Source organism: Nonomuraea sp. NPDC050547, assembly GCF_044457345.1.
In the GTDB taxonomy this organism is placed as follows: Bacteria; Actinomycetota; Actinomycetes; order Streptosporangiales; family Streptosporangiaceae; genus Nonomuraea.
Genome location: NZ_JBITGW010000023.1, coordinates 35,729 through 51,314 on the forward strand (window position 1 = coordinate 35,729; position 15,586 = coordinate 51,314).

The following is a 15,586-nucleotide window of genomic DNA, read 5'->3' on the forward strand; positions in this document are numbered from 1 at the left end:
CAATATCCCGATTTCTCAAGATTTACGCGAACGGATATAGCGATATTCGGGCATTAATGCCGTCGATTATCTGGTGTCACATCTGTAGCCGGTATTCGGCCGTGAAACCCAGCAGCCGCTCCGCCTTCGACAGGTCCACCGGGACCGTCCGGCCGGGCAGCGGAGCGCGTACCTCCGCGTCGGGGTGGTAGCGGCGCAGCAGGTCCTCGGTCGGCTCCTTCGCCATCGTCTCGGGCGCGCAGACGTTCACCACCTCCACGCCGGGACCCGGCACCCCCAGGGCCAGCACGCACGCGCGGGCGGCGTCGCGCGTCTCCAGGTAGGCCCAGTAGCCGCGGGCGTGCGCGCCGGGGTCGGCGGCGCAACGCGCGGCGAACGCGTCGAGCCGCTCATCGAACCCGCCCACGTACGGCAGGCGCAACGCCACGATCCCCATCCCGTGCCGCCGCGCCATCGTCGCCGCGGTCAGCTCGTCGACCTGCTTGGACAGCGCATAGGGGTCCTCGGACTGCGACGGCAGCCGCTCGTCCACCGGCACGTAGGCCGGATGAAGTTCCCGCGCCGCGAACGGCACCCCGTCGGCCGCCATCGAGCTGGCCAGGCACACCCGGCGCACCCCCGCCAGCCCGGCCTGCTCCAGCACGGTGAAGGTGGCCAGCGTGTTCAGCCCGAACACCTGCTCGGCGGGCAGCCACTCCGGCGTGGCGATGGCGGCGAGGTGGATCACCGCGTCCACGCCGTCCAGAGCCCGCCTGACCGCCGCGGGATCGGTCGCGTCGCCGGTCACCACCCGCGCGACGGGCAGATCGCCGGGGTCCGAACGTTCCAGCGCGACCGCCTCGACGCCCCGCGCCTGCAGCAGGCCGAGTACCGACCGCCCGATCCGCCCCGCGGCGCCGGTCACCAGCACGCGCTCCATCAGTAGGCCCTGACCGCGATCAGGTGCGCGGAGGGCGCCCCGTTCGACGCCTCGACGACGATCCGCAGCCCCTCCGCCGTCACGGGCTCGGGCAGCGGGTGCGCGATCCGCCTGCGGCGGTTGCCGCGGGTCTCGGCGACCTGCCGCCACCGCCCGCCGGCGAGCGCCTCGACGCGGTAGTCGCGCACGAGCGTCGGGATGATCTCGAACGGCGTGCGGTGATGATGCAGATTGATCAGATCCTCGTTGACGTCGTCGTCGGCGATGACCTCCACCCGCCCGATCGTCACCGGCTCCGGCCAGCGCAGCTCCAGTTCGGCGGGCAGCGTGGCCGAGACCCACATGTGCGGCCCGGCGTAGGGGCGCTGGTAGCCGTCGAGCGCCTTGCCCGGCGCGAAGGCCGCCGTCACCCCCGTCTCCAGGCAGAAGGTACGGCGCAGCAACCCCCGGTCACTCCACTCCCGCAGCGGCTGCGGCGACTCGGCCTGCGGCGGCAGCGGCACCCGCGTGAAGCACAGCACCCCGGGAGTGGCTTGGTCCGCCACGTGCAGGGACACCAGGGGATTGGCCTTGACCAGCAGGAAGGCGTTGCGCGCTGTCTCCGGGTGCCAGTCCAGGCCCAGCTCCGCCCACTGCTTCTCACCGGCCGCGAGCGCGATCTCCCGGGTGGCGACCAGCTCGCGCGGCACGTAGTTCTGGCCGAGCACCGGGTCGTGCAACTCGACGGTGAGCGTGGTGTCGCCGGCGGCGTCGAGCAGCAGCCGTACCCCGGTGAGCGACGGGTCCACCGGCAGCACGATCCCGGCGTCGGCGTCGAGCCGCCACGCCTCCTGCGGGGTGTCGGCCACGAGCCGGGTGAGGGTGCCGGACGCGGTGGCGGCGGCCGTGCCGCAGAGGTCGGCGGGGTCGTCGTAGCGCAGGCCGACGACGGAGGCGTCCTCGCGCAGCAGGGTGCGTTGCAGGTCGGCGACCGGCAGGTCACGCGGTCGCGCGCCCGTCGCGGCGCACAGGGCGGCGGCGGTGCCCGCGGCCTGGCCGATCGTCGCGCAGGTGGCCATGACGCGGGTGGAGCCGAAGGCCACGTGCGAGGCGGAGATGTTGCGGCCGGCCATGAGCAGATTGGGCACGTCGACCGAGTAGAGCGAGCGGTAGGGGATGTGGTAGATCCCGTCGGCGTACTGCTGCCTGGCCCCGGCCTCGGTGGCGTACATGCCCTGCGGCGGGTGCAGGTCGATGGACCAGCCGCCGAAGGCGACGCGATCCTCGAACGGCGTCTGGCCGAGCACGTCGTGCTGGGTGAGCACGTAGTCGCCGAGCAGGCGGCGGTACTCGCGCTTGCCGGGCAGCGCGCCCACCCATTCGAGTGTCATCGTGTCGGCGTCGAACTGGCCCGAGTTCTTGATGTGGTCCCAGATGCCGTAGATGACCGACCAGAGCTCGTCGCGGATGCGGTCGTTGTCGTGGACGGTGTCGAGTTCGCCGCCGAACTCGATCCACCAGTAGGCGCAGCCGTTGTCGCCGGCCTTGATGATGCGGCGCTCGGGGATGGAGGTCCGGGTGATGTCCTTGGCGAAGTCCGGCGGGACGTAGCGGACGGGCTCGCCCGCGTCCTTGGTGTAGAACAGCAGCGTGCTGCCGAGCGTGATGTCGTCGGGGACCTCCGGCGCCCACGGCTCGCCGTACTCCTCGCGGCCCTCGCGCCCGATGCGGTGGCTCGCGCCGGCGAGGTGGCCGACCAGGCCGTCGCCGGTGCAGTCGAGGAAGAGCCCGGACTCGAAGGTGATCTCCCGCTCCGAGCCCATCATCCAGCCGGTGACCGACTCGATGCCGCCGGGGCCGGCGGTGACGTGGCGGACGTCGGTGTTGAGGAAGACGGAGAGGTTCGGCTCGGCGCGGACGGCGTCGAGGATCGTGGTGTCCCAGAAGTAGGGGTTGCCGTGCGGGTTGCGGTACTGGTTCTCGACGAACAGCTCGCCCATGATGCCGCCCTCGCGGGCGTGGTGGTTCTTGCCGTGGCCGGTGGCGCCGCAGACCCAGACGCGGACCTCGCTGCTGGAGTTGCCGCCGAGCACCGGCCGGTTGTTGACCAGGGCGACGGTACGGCCGAGGCGGGCGGCGGCGATGGCGGCGCAGGTTCCCGCCAGGCCGCCGCCGACCACCGTGATGTCAGCTTTTATGGTTTCTTGTCGCATTAGCACAATCCGTAGTAGATGCGGGGCGCGCCGTCCAGAGTCAGCGTCACCTTGCCGTTCTTCACCGGGACCCGGGTCTCGCGGCCGATGCAGTCCACGACGCGCACGTGCGCGCCCTTGGCCGCCACGGTGAGCCGCGTCTTGGTCGGCCAGTGGTCCACCCACGCCTCCTTGTGCGGGTACCACTGGTCGGGGCCGTGGTCGGCGTTCAGGTGGTAGCCGTCCGCGCGGGTCCACAGGATGGCGAACCCGTCGAACCGCAGGCCCTTGACCTGCTGGTCCTTGAAGGTCATCCACGTGACGAACCTGGCGCCCTCCAGCGTCCTGGTGGCCGTGGCGAAGGCCAGCAGGGCCGCCTTGACGCTGGTGTCGCGGTTCATGAGGCCGAAGTGGTACTCGGCGTTGTTCGGGTCGGCCTCCTGCGGGTGGTGGATCGTGCTGTCGTGGGGCTGGTACCAGTTCACGCCGTCCACCCCCTCCGACAGCGCCAGGGCCAGCGTGAGCAGCACGTTCTCCGCCGCCTGCCGGTGGTTGTCGTTCCACCAGCGGTTGGGCCGGGTGCAGGCGTACGCCTCGGTCAGCCAGAGCTCCTTGCCGCCGCCGTGCGCGTCGACGGTCCTGCGCGCCTCGCGCAGCGCGCCGAGGAAGTTCCAGTACGTGCCGTTCTCGCCCTGCTGCCACTCCGACGGCGGCGGCGCGTAGTCCGGGGTGAAGTTGCCGCGCCCCGGGTGGAAGGCGAAGACGTCGATGAGCGGCCAGCCGCCCGCCTTGTGGAAGTTCGCGGTCCAGTTGACGTCCATGCCGCCGAGGCCGCAGTTCATGAGCTTGATGCCGGAGCCGTTCAGGCGGTCGTGGATCGGCTTGAGCCCATCGCGGACGTACTCGGCCGCCTTCTGACCGGACATCCACGGCTGGTTGAGCTCGTTGGCCACCTCGAAGTAGCGGGCGCCGGAGGCGCGGGCGATCGCCGCCTTCTCGTCGGCCCACTTGGTGATCTGCTCGGGCGTGCCGTTGAAGATGACGCCGCCGAGCTGCACGTTGTGCGGGATGCCGAGGGCGTCGAGCTCGGCGGGGGAGTGGCCGGGCGCGCCGTCATAGGCGATGCGCACCGACTTGACGCCGATCTTCTTCATCAGCTGCCCGACGGCCGCCTTGTCCGGGACGAGCATCCAGGTGTAGTTCGCGATGCCGAAGCGGCCCTCGGCCTGGTAGACGTGGTCCTTGAGCGTGGCCAGGTTGGTGCGGGCGAACACCTCGTCGGTCCCGGCGACCGCCTTGACCTCGGTGAAGACGATGCCCTGCGGGGCTCCCGCGACGGTGAACGACTCGTCCCAGACGGCGCCGGGCGCGAGGGTCCTGTTCAGGGTGCCGCCGCCGACCTGGCCGCCGTCGAAGTCGCGGGCCCACCAGGTCAGCGTCACCTGCCGTGGTACGGTGGCGCCGTTCACGACCTGGGCCTTCAGCGCCATGGGCGCGGCACTGCCGTAGAGGCCGAAGGGCTGCTCGCTCCAGACGTCGACGCTGAGCGGCGCGCCGGCGCCCAGCGCGTTGGCGGCGGCCGGACGCATCGCGCCGAGCACCAGCTCGACGTCGGTGGCGCCGTCGGCGCCGGCGGGGGCGTGGATCCAGCTCGCGTTCGTGAAGCCGGGCGTGGTCTTGGCCAGCCGGAAGTAGGCCTGCGTGTCGCTCCACGTCTCCTGGTAGAGCGCGCCGTCATTGATCTCGTACGGCACGCCGCCCCGGGCATCGCGCGTCCACTTGGTCGCGGGCACGTAGCGCTCGGGCGCGGAGGGCGCCAGCAGGGTCCTGGCGAACATGTAGCCGGTCGGGGTCAGCGTCGTGCTGCCCGAGACCTCCCAGCGCAGGCGGGCCCGGCGGGCGGCGACCGTGAAGATCCCGCGTACCGTGACCGCCTGGGCGGAGGCGGACATGACGTAGGCGATCTGGATGGCCTGCCGCCCGTCCACGGTGATCAGGGAGGGCGTGCCGCCGAAGGTGCGCTGCTGCCCTAAGACGCTGTCCTTGATCATGAAATGGGTGAGCTTGATCCGGTCGGCGCCGTCGCCGACCGTGATCGACCCGTCGGTCCCGGCGGTGAGCACGATGCCGTCGGCCTCGATCGTGATCGGCGCGGTGGCGGTCGGCGCGGTGCTCGCCCGCGCGGGCGAGGGCGCGAGGGCGGGTGCGACGGCGGCGGCGGGTGCGATGGCGGCCGCGCCCGCGATCTGCAGGGCGTTGCGTCGTGAGACTTCTGGCAGGGGTGAGATGTCCGGCATGGGGGTGCCTTTCGCGAGTTGTCAGCCCTTGACGCCGGTGAATCCCAGACCGGCGACGATGTACTTCTGGAAGACCAGGAAGACCAGCACCGGCGGGGCGAGCGCCATCGCCATGGCGGCGATCAGCTCGTCCTGCGGCGCCTGCTCGGCCAGGTTGGCCAGCGCGACGCTGATCGGCTGCTTCTCCGGGTCGGTGATGGCCACGAGGGGCCAGATGAAGTCCTTCCAGCTGTGCATGACGGCCAGCAGGCTGATCACCGCCACGATCGGCCGGCTCATCGGCAGCACGATCTTGGTGAGCAGTTGCCAGGTGGTCGCCCCGTCGATGCGCGCCGCCGCGAACAGCTCGGCGGGCAGCGCGTCGAAGAAACGCTTGGCCAGCAGCACGTTGAACGCGCTCGCGCCCGCCGGCAGCCAGATCGCCCAGTAGGTGTCGACCAGCCCCAGGTCGATGACGGTCATGAACAGGCTGACCATCGAGACCGTGTAGGGGACGAACATCGTGGCCAGAATCGCCCCGTACACGTACCGGCCGAACCGGGGCCGCAGCACCGACAGCGCGAACCCGGCGGTCACCGCCACGAACAGCTGCACCGCCCACGCCCCGCCGACGACCTGCAGCGTGTTGAGCAGGTACCCGCCGACGCCCAGATCGGCCCAGGCGGTGGCGAAGTTCTCCGGGCGCGGGTCGGCCGGCCACAGCTCCAGCGGCTTGGCGATCAGGTCGGCCGAGGGCGAGACCGCGCCCTTGACCGTCATGTAGAGCGGCCCGATCCCCAGCGCCACCAGCAGGCCGAGCGTGACCCACTGGATCGAGCGCAGCGCCGCCCGTACGGCCGGCCGCCGCTCCTCCACCGGCGAGATCATCATGAGGCGCTCCAGCTCCGGGTGGCCCGCAGGTAGACCGCGGACAGGATGCCCAGGACGATCGCCAGCAGCAGCGACAGCGCGGCGGCCTGGCCGTAGGCGCCGTCCTGGAAGGCGTAGCGGAAGATCAGCAGCAGCACGGTCAGGGTGGAGTTCTCCGGGCCGCCGCCGGTGAAGACGTACGGCTCGGTGAACACCTGCATGGTGGTGATGAGCTGCATGAGCAGCAGCAGCCCGATGACCGGGCGCAGCTGCGGCAGCGTGATGTGCCAGATCCGGGCGCGGATGGAGGCGCCGTCCATCTGGGCGGCCTCGTACAGCTCCGAGGGGATGCCGACGATGGCCGCCAGGTAGATGAGGACGGCGCCGCCCATCCCCGCCCACGTCGACTGGAGCACCAGGCTGAGCATCGCGCTGCCGGGCGAGTCCAGCCACGGGAACGGTCCCAGGCCGGCCAGGCCGAACAGCTCGTTGAACAGGCCGTGCCCGGGGTCGTAGAACCACTTCCACAGCAGGATCGCCACCACCGGGGGGATGACGACCGGCAGGTAGACGAGGAACCGGTAGATACCGGCCGCCCGCCGTACCGTGGCCATGACCGTGGCCAGCACCAGCGGGGCCGGGAAGCCGATCAGCAGCGCCAGCCCGACGAACAGCAGGGTGTTGCGGATCGAGACGCCGAGCAGCGGGTCGGCGAACAGGGCGGTGAAGTTGGCCAGCCCCACCCACTCGGCGGGGTCGACCAGGTTGGTGCTCTGGAAGCTGATCAGCAGCCCGCGCACGATCGGCCACCAGGAGAAGGCGCCGAAGACGATGAGCGCGGGCACCAGGAAGACCAGTGCCGTGAGCGTGTTCTTGCGGATCATCGCTGGGCGGCGGCGAGCTTGGCGTTCACGTCGGTCTCCGCCTTGGCCAGCAGCGCGTCGATGTCGGCGTCCTTGTCGGTGAGCACCGCCTGCACGACCGTGTCGAGTACCGCGTAGACCTGCTGGGCCTGCACGGGCGGCTCGGGCTTGAGCGTGAGCGCGGGCGTGCCCTCCAGCCAGGGCGCGAAATGCTCAAGCTTGACGTTCACGTGCGGCTTGACCGCATCGTCGATCTTGGCCTGCTGCGCGGCGTCGAACATCGGCAGGGTCGGCACCCCGACCGCCGACTCGGGGTCGGCGGCGAGCTGTTTGGCCCGCTCCGCCGCCGCGGCCGGGTCGTAGGCGGGCTGGGCGTAGGCGAACAGCAGCCACTTCACCGCCGCCGCGGCCTTCTCCTTGCTCACCGACTTGGGCACCAGGTAGACGTCGCCGCCGGTCAGCGTGGCCTTGCCGCCGGCCTGGGGGAGCGGGCCGATGCCGAACGCGTCGGTGTTCTCCATGCCGTAGGTCATCTTGGCCAGGCGGTAGGTGCCCGGCGTGCCCATGTACATGCCGATCTCGCCGGCGGCGAAGCGCTTGATGACGTCGTTCTGGTCGTTGAGCTGGTTGCTGCCCATTGAGTCGTCGCTCCAGCGCATCTCCTTGAGCAGGGTCAGCGCCTTCTTGGCAGGCTCGGCGTTGAAGGCGGCGACGTACGTGCCGCCGTTGTCCTTCTCGATCTCGCCGCCGTGGGTGTAGGTGAGCATGGTGAGCTGCCAGCCGCCCTGGTTGCTCTTCGACTCGTGGACGAACCCGGCCTTGCCCGTCTTCCCGGCGATCTTCTTGGCGGCCGCGCGTACCTCATCCCAGGTGGCGGGGGGCTTGTCCGGGTCGAGCCCGGCCTTGGTGAACAGCTCGCGGTTGTAGACCAGGCCCTGGGCGAAGGGGGCCTGCGGCACGCCGTACACCTGGCCGGAGCCGTCGCTGAGCGGCTGCAGGACCTGCGGGTTGAACTCTTTGTAGTGCGCCCACTTGCCGAGCTCGGCGGTCAGCGGCTGCACCTGCTTGCGCGCGATGAGACCCTGCGGCTCGGTCAGGGGGACCTTGATGACCTCCTCGGCCCGCCCGCCGGCCAGCTTGGCGGAGAACGTCAGCGGGTCGAAGGCGGTCGTCGAGCCCTGAACCTTGATGCCGGGGTTCTGCCGCTCGAAGTCCGCGACCATCGTCTTGAACTGGGCGAGGCCGGGCTTGTCCGTGGCGGGCGGCATGCCCTGCACGCGGATCACGACCGCGCCGTCGTCGGCGCTGGGTGATCCGCACGCCGCGAGCGCCGTGGCGAGGACGGCGCAGCCGAGAAGGGCGGCGGTGTGTTTCATGATGACTCTCCCGCGTCGGGGCAGGTGGGGATAGAGGTACGGCGAACGCCGCACCTTCAGGAGGTTGGGGTTCAGCGCGGGGCGGGCCCCGTGGAGGCGCGCGGGATCAGGCGCGAGCCGATCTCCACCACGCGCCCCTCGCCCCTGCCCGCGATCGTGTCGATGAGCAGGTCGGCGGCCTGGGTGGCGACCTCGTCGGCGGAGATCCTGATCGTGGTCAGCGAGGGGGTGGACGTGGCGGCGAGCAGCGTGTCGTCGATGCCGATCACGCTGACGGCGCCGGGGACCTTGACGTCGAGCTTGGCGAGCTGGTGGAGCACGCCGAGGGCGACCAGGTCGTTGTGCGCGACGACGGCCGTGGCGTCGCCGGAGGCGACCAGGGTCGCGGCGTGCACGCCGGTCTCGAAGCGGGGCTCGTAGGGGCCGAGCTCGGCGAGCGAGAGCTCGTGCGCCTCGAACGACTCCCTGATGGACTTGCCGCGTTCGAGCTCGGGTCGCGAGCCGTTGACGAACACGCAGCGGGTGTGGCCGTAGGCCTTGAGGTGCTCGGCGGCCTGCGCGATGCCGGCCGCCAGTGAGATGCGCAGTTCGGGAATGCCCTCGACGTGCCGGTTGACCAGCACGAGCGGAATCTCCGCCGCCAGCTCGCGCAGCCGGTCCTCGCCGAGCATGGACGCCCAGAGCACCAGGCCGTCGACCCTTTTGGAGACGGTGGCGATGGTCTCGAGCTCGTCGAACTCCCGCTCGTCGGTGTCGGCGGCCAGGATCGTGTACCCCTGGCGCCGGGCCCTGGCCTGCATGGCCTTGAAGATCGGCGGGAAGAACGGGTTGTTTATGTCGGGGATGATCAGCCCGAGCGAGCCGGTCCTGCCGCCGCGCAGGGAGCGGGCGGCCGGATTGGGCGCGTAGCCGAGCTTGGACGCCGCGTCGAGGATGCGCTGCAGTGTCTGCGGCTGCACCTGGTCGGGCGCGGTGAAGGCGCGCGAGACGGTCGAGACGGAGACCCCGGCGGCGCTCGCCACTTCCTTGATGGTTACCGCCACTCCGGCCTCCTCTTCGTTGGTAGCCAGGATGCTTGCAAACGTTACCGCCATGCGTCAAGAGTGATAAATCCAGATCTTTTGCAGATTACGCGGAGATGCCATGATGCGTTCTTGAGATTCTCGGGAACGTTTTCATAGGAGCACGAGTGAAGATCACCGGCTGGGAAGTGCTGACCCTGCCCGACCACGGCGACAGCATGATGCTGCTGGTCCTGGATACCGACGAGGGCCTGCACGGCATCGGCGAGGTGGGCATCCGCTCGCGCCAGAAGGCCGTGGCCGGCGCCATCGAGCACCTCGGCGAACTGCTCGTCGGCGAGGACCCGGCCAGGATCGAGCACCTCTGGCAGGTCATGTTCCGCCGCGGCTTCTTCCCGGCCGACCGCTTCGTGTCGGCGGCCATCGCCGCGGTGGACGTGGCACTCTGGGACATCAAGGGCAAGGCCCTCGGCGTGCCCGTCTACGAACTGCTCGGCGGCCGGGTGCGCGACCACGTGCCCGCCTACATCCACCTGGGCGACGACTACCACGACCGCGAGCGCTTCCTGGCCAAGGCCCGGGACCTGGTCGCGGAAGGCTGGGGGCACCTGCGCTTCGCCGTGCCCCACGCGCCGGACGGCGTCCTTGACCAGCGCGCCTCCATGCGGGCGGGGATCGAGCTGTTCCACCAGGTCAGGGCGTCCGTCGGGGACGAGGTCGAGCTCATACTCGACGTCCACACCCGGCTCGACCCGCCGGAGGCGCTCACCCTGTGCAGGGAGATCGAGGCGGCGCGGCCGTACTTCGTGGAGGACCCGCTGCGCAGCGAGGGCCTGGACGCCTACCGCATGCTCCGCTCCCGTACGGCGGCGCCGCTCGCGGCCGGCGAGCAGTTCGGCTCGAAGTGGGAGTTCCAGCGTCTGGTGGAGGCCGACCTCATCGACTACGCCCGGGTCGACGTGGGCGTGGCGGCCGGGCTCACCGAGGCCAAGAAGATCGCGGCCATGTGCGAGGCCCACTACGTCAAGCTCGCCACCCACAACCCGCTCGGCCCCGTCACCGCGGCCTCCTCGCTCCACCTCAACCTCGCCTGCCCGAACGTGGCGATCCAGGAGCACCAGGAGCAGCCGGAGCCCGAGATCGACGCGCTGTTCACCGCCCGGCCGAAGATCCACGCCGGCCGCGTGGAGATATCCGACATTCCCGGTATCGGGGTGGACATCGACCGGGACGCCGCCCGCCGATACCGGGCCGTCGCCGCGGAGCGGCCCCATCTGCGCGGCTCGGACGGCGCTTTCACCAACTGGTGAACAGGGCGGCACTCCCGGGCGGGAGAATGGAGCCGTGCATGCAGACATCTCCCGCCCCGTCGTCGTCCTCGGCTCCACCGGCTCGATCGGCACCCAAGCGCTCGACGTGATCGCCGCCCACCCGGCCGGCTTCCACGTGGTGGCGCTGGCGGCCGGGGGCGGCAGAGCCGGACTGCTGGCCGAGCAGGCCGCCCGGTTCGGGGTCGAGGCGGTCGCGGTGGCCGACGCGGCGGCCGTACCGGCGCTGAAGGAGGCGCTGGCGGCGCACGGCGTCCGGCCCGAAGTCCTGGCCGGGCCCGAGGGCGTCGCCGAGGTCGCCACCTGGACACCCAGCGGATCCGGCGACCTGCCCGGGGCCGCCTGGGCGCCCGGCGCCACGCCGCTGGTGCTCAACGGCATCACCGGGGCGCTCGGCCTGACCTCCACGCTCGCCGCGCTCGACGCAGGCCGCACGCTCGCCCTGGCCAACAAGGAGTCCCTGATCATCGGCGGACCCCTGGTCAAGCGGCGGGCCAAGCCCGGCCAGATCGTGCCGGTCGACTCCGAGCACTCGGCGCTGCAGCAGTCGCTGTGGGCCTCAGGACCCTCCGGGTACGACCCCGAGGCGGTACGCAAGCTCATCGTCACCGCGTCCGGCGGGCCGTTTCGCGGCAGGCGGCGCGCCGAGCTCACCGGCGTCACCCCCGAGATGGCCCTCGCCCACCCCACCTGGTCGATGGGGCCGGTCATCACCATCAACTCCGCGACCCTGGTCAACAAGGGCCTGGAGGTCATCGAGGCGCACCTGCTGTTCGACATCGGCTTCGAGCGCATCGAGGTCGTCGTCCACCCGCAGTCGATCATCCACTCCATGGTCGAGTACGTGGACGGCTCCACCATCGCCCAGGCCAGCCCGCCCGACATGCGGCTGCCGATCGCTCTGGCGCTCGGCCACCCCCACCGCGTCGACGGCGCCGCCCGGCCGGTCGACTGGAGCACCGCCCACACCTGGACGTTCGAGCCGCTCGACAACGAGGCGTTCCCCAGCGTCGAGCTGGCCAGGCACGTCGGCACCGAGGGCGGCACCGCCCCGGCCGTCTACAACGCGGCCAACGAGGTCTGCGTGGACGCCTTCATGCGCGGGGCGCTGCCGTTCCTCGCGATCGTGGACACCGTGGCCGAGGTCGTCGCCGAACACCAGGTCACCCCGGCCGACACGGTCGAGGAAGTGCTCGCCGCCGACGCCTGGGCCCGTACACGTGCCGGTGAGCTCACCGGCGTTGCCTAGACTGGGTCCCGTGACTTCTGTAGCACTCGGCATTCCGACGGTCCGCCCGAAGCCGCTCGCCGAACGCCGGCACTCCCGCCAGATCATGGTCGGCAACGTGCCGGTGGGCGGCGACGCGCCGGTATCCGTGCAGTCGATGACGACCACGGTCACCGCCGACATCAACGCGACCCTGCAGCAGATCGCCGAGCTGACCGCCTCGGGCTGCCAGATCGTCCGCGTCGCGGTGCCGTCCCAGGACGACGCCGAGGCCCTGCCCATCATCGCCAAGAAGTCGCAGATCCCGGTCATCGCCGACATCCACTTCCAGCCGAAGTACGTCTTCGCCGCCATCGACGCGGGCTGCGCCGCGGTGCGGGTCAACCCGGGCAACATCAAGAAGTTCGACGACAAGGTCGGTGAGATCGCCAAGGCCGCCGCCGAGACGGGCACCCCGATCCGCATCGGCGTCAACGCCGGTTCGCTCGACCCCCGCCTCCTGCAGAAGTACGGCAAGGCCACCCCCGAGGCGCTGGTCGAGTCCGCGCTGTGGGAGTGCTCGCTGTTCGAGGAGCACGGCTTCCGCGACATCAAGATCTCGGTCAAGCACAACGACCCGGTCGTGATGATCAACGCCTACCGGCTGCTCGCCCAGAGGTGCGACTACCCGCTCCACCTCGGCGTCACCGAGGCCGGGCCCGCCTTCCAGGGCACGATCAAGTCGGCGGTCGCCTTCGGCGCGCTGCTGGCCGAGGGCATCGGCGACACCATCCGCGTCTCGCTGTCGGCTCCTCCGGTCGAGGAGGTCAAGGTCGGCGCCCAGATCCTGGAGTCGCTCGGGCTGCGCGAGCGCGGCCTGGAGATCGTCTCCTGCCCGTCCTGCGGCCGCGCCCAGGTCGACGTCTACACGCTGGCCGAGCAGGTCCAGGCCGGGCTTGAGGGCATGAAGGTGCCGCTGCGCGTGGCCGTCATGGGCTGCGTCGTCAACGGCCCCGGCGAGGCCCGCGAGGCCGATCTCGGCGTCGCCTCCGGCAATGGCAAGGGCCAGATCTTCGTCAAGGGCGAGGTCATCAAGACCGTCCCCGAGTCGCAGATCGTGGAGACCCTCATCGAGGAGGCCATGCGCATCGCCGACGAGATGGGCGTCGAGATCGACCTCGACGACGAGGACGCGCCCGGCCCGCAGGTCACCGTGGCGCGCTGAGCCAGCCCCACACCACCTCGGGCGTCATCGGGGTGCGCGTCACCCGCTCGGCGACCTCGGGCAGCGCCGCGGCGACCGCGTTGGCGATCGCCGCGGGCGGCCCGATCGTGCCCGACTCCCCGGCGCCCTTCATGCCGCCCGGCGTGATCGGCGACGGGGAACTGCGCAGCACCACCGTGATGTCCGGCACGTCGCGCACCGTCGGCGTCAGATACATGGCGCCCGGCTGCCCGTCCGCCGTGTAGACGACCTCCTCGGTCAGCGCCATCCCGATGCTCTGCGCTATGCCGCCGACCAGCTGCCCCTCGACGATGGCCGGGTTGACGACCACGCCGGAGTCGGCCACCGCCCAGTAGCCCTCCACCTCGACCTTCCCGGTCTCCGGATCGACGGCCACCGCCGCCGCGTGCGCGCCGTAGGCGTAGGTGGAGTCCGGCGGGTCGTAGGACACCCGCTCCTCCAGGCCGGGTGAGAAGCCCTCGGGCAGATCCCAGCCGCGCCAGGCGTGCGTGGCGATCTCCCGCAGCGTCAGCGCCGCATGGGGGTCGCCCTTCACCCGCACCGTCGCGTCGACCAGCTCCAGGTCCTCCGGCGCCGCCTCCAGCCGGTGCGCGGCCAGCGCGAGGACCCGCTCCTTGAGCCGGTCGGCCGCCTGCCGCAGCGCGCCGCCGCCGACGACCAGCGACCGGCTCGCGATCGAGCCGACCCCCGAGTACGGCGTGGCCGCCGTGTCCCCCAGCACCACCCGCACGCCCGCCAGCGGCACCCCGACGCGCTCGGCGGCGATCTGCGCCAGCGTCGTCTCGATGCCCTGCCCCATCCCGGCCACGCCCGCGGACACGACCACCGAGGCGTCCGCCTCCATGCGCACCACCGCGGTCTCGAACCCGCCCGCCCGCATGCCCATCCGCCGCATCACCTCCGACGGGCCGAGGCCGGTGCCCTCGACCTGGCAGGAGTACCCGACGCCGCGCAGCCGCCCGTCGTCCTTGGCGGGCGCCCGGACCAGCTCGCACAGGGCGCGCAGCGCGCCCGGATAGTCGCCCGAGTCGTAGGCCTGGCCCATCCGGCTGGTGTAGGGCAGTTCGTCCGGGCCGATCAGGTTGCGCAGCCGCAGCTCGACGGGGTCCAGGCCGAGCCGCCTGGCCGCCTCGTCGATCAGCCGTTCTCTGGTCATCGCCGCCTCCGGCATGCCGAAGCCGCGGTAGGAGCCGGTCGGCACGGTGTTGGTGAGCACGCACCGCAGCCGCGCCCCCGCGCGCTCGAACCGGTACGGCCCCGGCAGCATCGAAGCGGTCACCGCGAACGGCGAGGTGCCCACGTTGGAGGGATGCGCGCCCAGGTCGCCGAGCACGTCCGCGTGGATCGCCACGAACCGCCCGTCCGCGTCCAGGGCCAGCCGGGCCCGATGCGTCGCCGCCCGCGCGGGCAGCGACGCCACCAGCCGGTCGCCCGGTGTCTCCGCCCAGGCCACGGGACGGCCCAGCCGCATCGCCGCCAGGCACACCAGCGCCTCGTCCGGGTACAGGTGCTCCTTGGAGCCGAAGCCGCCGCCGGTGTCGCCGGCGACCACCCGGATGCGGTCGAGCGTGAGGCCGAGCGCGTGCGCCGCGTGGTCGCGGACGTGGTGCGGGGCCTGGGTGGCGGTCCACAGCGTGAGGTCGCCGTCGGCGTGGTGGGCCACGACGCCGCGGGGCTCCATGGCGAACGGCGCGGCCCTGCCGTACCGGAAGGACATCTCCACGACGTGGGCCGCCGCTACCTCCAGCGCGTCGGCGTCGCCCAGCGTGAAGTCCGTGACCACCTCGCCCTCGCCGAGGTCCACGACCGGCGGCAGTTCGGCGAGGTCCAGGTCGATGAGGTCGGCGGCGTCGCGGGCGAGTTCCGGAGTGCGGGCCACGACCAGGGCCACCGGCTGGCCGACGTAGCGGAGCGTGTCGTCGAGCACCGGGTAGCTGGTCTGGGCCTGGCCGGGGGCGACGGTGACGCAGGGGAGCGCGGCGCCCGGTGCCTCGCGGGCGGTGATCACGTCCAGCACGCCGTCGAGGCCGCGCACCGCGTCCGCCGCGCAGCCGAGCAGGCGGCCGTGCGCGATCGGACTTCTGACCACGAACGCGTGGACCATGCCGGGCAGGCGCACCGCGCCCACGAACCGGCCCGTGCCCGTCAGAAGTCGCGCGTCTTCCCTGCGGGGTGTCCTGGAACCGATGACCATGTCGTGATTCTGGGTTGATTACAGAAGGCAATCAAGCGATTACACCATGGTAAGAGTTTCTCCATACCGAATGTAGTGGATCCGCCGCGGGCGGCACCATCGCAGTGCCGTACG

11 protein-coding genes are annotated in these 15,586 nt (G+C 71.3%); 3 read left to right on the forward strand and 8 right to left on the reverse strand.

The features are described 5' to 3' along the window. Positions 1 to 76: 76 nt before the first annotated feature. The 7 genes from ACIBHY_RS44475 to ACIBHY_RS44505 form a co-directional block, all read right to left on the reverse strand. Positions 77 to 919: an NAD-dependent epimerase/dehydratase family protein gene (locus ACIBHY_RS44475; RefSeq protein ID WP_397258793.1), complete on the reverse strand. Its 843-nt coding sequence runs from the start codon at positions 917 to 919 to the stop codon at positions 77 to 79. Beyond that, a complete protein-coding gene (locus tag ACIBHY_RS44480; RefSeq protein ID WP_397258794.1) occupies positions 919 to 3,111 on the reverse strand; it encodes an FAD-dependent oxidoreductase in 2,193 nt (730 codons plus the stop codon). The genes ACIBHY_RS44475 and ACIBHY_RS44480 overlap by 1 nt, the downstream gene beginning before the upstream one ends. Then, positions 3,111 to 5,387, reverse strand: a complete 2,277-nt coding sequence (locus ACIBHY_RS44485; protein ID WP_397309885.1) for a hypothetical protein — start codon at positions 5,385 to 5,387, stop codon at positions 3,111 to 3,113. The genes ACIBHY_RS44480 and ACIBHY_RS44485 overlap by 1 nt, the downstream gene beginning before the upstream one ends. A gap of 21 nt (positions 5,388 to 5,408) precedes the next feature. Continuing rightward, a complete protein-coding gene (locus ACIBHY_RS44490) occupies positions 5,409 to 6,257 on the reverse strand; it encodes a carbohydrate ABC transporter permease (protein WP_397258796.1) in 849 nt (282 codons plus the stop codon). Continuing rightward, a complete protein-coding gene (locus ACIBHY_RS44495; protein ID WP_397258797.1) occupies positions 6,254 to 7,120 on the reverse strand; it encodes a carbohydrate ABC transporter permease in 867 nt (288 codons plus the stop codon). The genes ACIBHY_RS44490 and ACIBHY_RS44495 overlap by 4 nt, the downstream gene beginning before the upstream one ends. Continuing rightward, positions 7,117 to 8,475 (reverse strand): ABC transporter substrate-binding protein, encoded by a 1,359-nt coding sequence (locus tag ACIBHY_RS44500; RefSeq protein ID WP_397309886.1) that lies wholly within the window; start codon positions 8,473 to 8,475, stop codon positions 7,117 to 7,119. Before ACIBHY_RS44500 ends, ACIBHY_RS44495 begins: the two co-directional genes overlap by 4 nt. 71 nt (positions 8,476 to 8,546) lie before the next feature. Beyond that, positions 8,547 to 9,518 carry a LacI family DNA-binding transcriptional regulator gene (locus tag ACIBHY_RS44505; protein WP_397258799.1) on the reverse strand — a complete coding sequence of 324 codons (972 nt, stop codon included), beginning with the start codon at positions 9,516 to 9,518 and terminating at the stop codon, positions 8,547 to 8,549. A 146-nt stretch (positions 9,519 to 9,664) separates the two neighbouring features. Between ACIBHY_RS44505 and ACIBHY_RS44510 the strand changes: the two genes are divergently transcribed. The 3 genes from ACIBHY_RS44510 to ispG are packed head-to-tail and all read left to right on the forward strand — an operon-like array spanning position 9,665 to position 13,257. Further along, positions 9,665 to 10,807, forward strand: a complete 1,143-nt coding sequence (locus ACIBHY_RS44510; RefSeq protein WP_397258801.1) for a mandelate racemase/muconate lactonizing enzyme family protein — start codon at positions 9,665 to 9,667, stop codon at positions 10,805 to 10,807. 34 nt (positions 10,808 to 10,841) lie between these two features. Continuing rightward, complete coding sequence (dxr, locus tag ACIBHY_RS44515; protein ID WP_397309887.1) at positions 10,842 to 12,074, forward strand: 1-deoxy-D-xylulose-5-phosphate reductoisomerase; 1,233 nt, start codon at positions 10,842 to 10,844, stop codon at positions 12,072 to 12,074. Positions 12,075 to 12,084: 10 nt separating this feature from the next. Continuing rightward, positions 12,085 to 13,257, forward strand: coding sequence for a flavodoxin-dependent (E)-4-hydroxy-3-methylbut-2-enyl-diphosphate synthase (gene ispG, locus ACIBHY_RS44520; protein ID WP_397258805.1), 1,173 nt, complete (start codon positions 12,085 to 12,087; stop codon positions 13,255 to 13,257). Here ispG and ACIBHY_RS44525 read toward each other — a convergent pair. Continuing rightward, positions 13,241 to 15,472, reverse strand: a complete 2,232-nt coding sequence (locus ACIBHY_RS44525) for a xanthine dehydrogenase family protein molybdopterin-binding subunit (protein ID WP_397258807.1) — start codon at positions 15,470 to 15,472, stop codon at positions 13,241 to 13,243. The genes ispG and ACIBHY_RS44525 overlap by 17 nt on opposite strands. Between the last annotated feature and the right edge of the window lie 114 nt (positions 15,473 to 15,586).